The 2,295-nt window shown below is 72.3% G+C and carries 1 pseudogene; it reads right to left on the bottom strand.

From position 1 onward, the window contains the following. Window positions 1-106: 106 nt before the first annotated feature. Window positions 107-2,295 (bottom strand): annotated as a pseudogene (locus ACIQOV_RS38055) (hypothetical protein); the annotation flags it as partial.

The raw sequence follows: 2,295 nt of genomic DNA, 5'->3' as shown, positions 1-2,295 counted from the left end.
GTCAGCGCCGCGTTGGCGGCGTTGACGCCGAGCCAGCGCCAGGCCGGGGCGTCCAGGGCGTGAGGGGCGGCCCGACCGCCGTCGTACGGCGGATCGCAGGCGTCCGTCACACCGCTGAGCGGTGGGCGGCCGTGCGGTGGCGGGCCCGGAAGAACAGCAGGCCGCCGAGGCTCAGCAGCCCGGCTCCGCCCAGGCCCGCGTTCATGACGGAGGCCGTTGGAGCGCCGGTGTCCGGCAGCCCGCCGGAGCCGCCGTCACTCTGCGGCGGCGCCGGGTGGTGGCCCGGGCGGCTCGGGCAGCCGTGGCTCCCGCCGCCCTTGTGCTCGTGGCCCTTCGGCGGGCAGGGCGCGACGGCGATGCAGAGCTCGGCCGGCGGGCTCTGCACGGTCCCTCCCTCCGGGTCGCGGGCGGTGGCGTGGGCGGTGTTGGTGATGCTGCCCACCCGTGCGTCCTCCTCGGTCACGGTGTAGGTGCCGTGGCACAGGGTGCTCTCCCACGGGGCGAGGGTGGTCTGCTCGCAGGTCACCCCCTGGAGGCGGTCGTCGCTGACGGTGAGGTCGGTGAGCGTGGTCGACCCGGTGTTGGTCACCGCGTACAGGTAGGTGACGGTGTCACCCGGGTGTACGGTCCCCTCGGCGTTGGACCGCTTGGTGATGGACAGTGAGGACTCTCCGGCGGTGACCACCTGGACGACGGCCTGGGCCGGCGGGCTCTGGACGTTCTGTCCCTGCGGGTCGGTGCCGTTGGCGTGGGCGGTGTTGGTGACGTGCCCGGCCTGGGCGTCGGCCGCCGTCACGGTGTAGCTGCCGTGGCAGGTGGTGCTCTCGCCGGCGTCCAGGCCGGTCCGGTCGCAGGTCACCGCCTGGACGTGGTCGTCGCCGACGGTCAGGTTGTTCAGCGTGGTGTTCCCGGTGTTGGTGACCGTGTAGGTGTACGGCACGGTGTCGCCGACGTGGAACGGTCCGGCGCTGTCGGCCTGCTTCCGCAGGTCGAGCCTGGCGACGCCGACGACCTGCAGCGTGACCTGGGCGATGGGACTCACCACCGTCTGCCCCTGTGGGCCGGTGGCCTCCGCCTGGGCGGTGTTGGTGACGTGGCCGAGTCGCAGGTCGGCCTCGGTCACGGTGTAGGTGCCGTGGCAGGGGGTGCTCGCTCCGGCGTTCAGGGTCGTCCGGTCGCAGGTCACCTGCGGGGCGTGGTCGTCGACGACGACGAGGTTGTTCAGCGTGGTCGTCCCGGTGTTGGTGACCGTGTAGGTGTAGTGCACGGTGTCCCCGACGTGGACGGGGCCGGCGGTGTCCGCCAGCTTGGTCAGACCGATCGAGGACGGGCCGACCACCGTGACGGTGGCATCGGCCTCCGGTGAGGTGACCGGCTGGCTGTTCGACGTCCCGGCGGCGTGGGCGTGGTTGGTGACCTGCCCGGCCTGCGCGTCGGTGGCCGTCACGACGTAGCTGCCGTGGCACCGGGTGCTGTCCCCGGGGCTGCCGGCCGGAGCCAGGGTGGTGGAGTCGCAGGTGATCCCCGTGACCTTGTCGTCCGTCAGTGCGAGGTTGGTCACCTCGCTCCCGCCGGTGTTGGTGACCACGTAGGTGTACGGGACGGTGTCGCCGACGTGGAAGGGCTCGGCGGCGTCGACGTGCTTGACGAGGGTGATCCCCGGTGGCGCGATCACCGGCACGTTCTCCGAGGCCGGTGGCGAGGTGACCGGGCCCCCGTCGGTGGTCCCGGTGGCCTGGGCCGTGTTGGCGACGTGGCCCTGGGCGGCGTCGGCGGCGGTGACCAGGTACGTCGCCGTACAGGTCACGGTCTCACGGGGGGCCAGGGTGCTCGCCGGGCAGTTGACCGGTCCGACCTTCGGGTCGTTGACGGCCAGGTTGGTGATCGGCACGTTCCCGGAGTTGGTGACCACGAAGTCGTACGGGATCGGGGTGCCCACCGTGATCAGCCCGGGCAGCGGCTCGTGCGCCTGCTTGACCAGGTTCAGTTCGGGCAGCGGCTGGTCGGTGTTGATGACGACGTTGCGGATCAGGTGCACGTCGGTGAACAGGCCGGTGGACCCGGCGAAGCCGAACTTGTAGGTCGAGGGCACCGGCTGGGGTGCGGGGGTCTGCAGCACCTGGTGCGAGCCGGTGCCGTCGTTGAAGTCGACGGAGACCGTGAGCACCGGGGAGGGCGCCGGGGTCAGGTGCACGTTGACCCGGCGGCGCGAGGGCTCCAGCAGGGTCTGTGCCTGGTCCGGGGTGACTCCGGGCGGCAGGGTGGTGAGCGGGCCCTGGAGCGTGCCGGGCAGGG

It is taken from the genome of Kitasatospora sp. NPDC091257, assembly GCF_044757675.1.
Taxonomy (GTDB): Bacteria; Actinomycetota; Actinomycetes; order Streptomycetales; family Streptomycetaceae; genus Kitasatospora; species Kitasatospora lactacystinica.
Note: the sequence above shows the minus strand (reverse complement) of the source record. Positions and strands in the feature narration are given on the sequence as shown.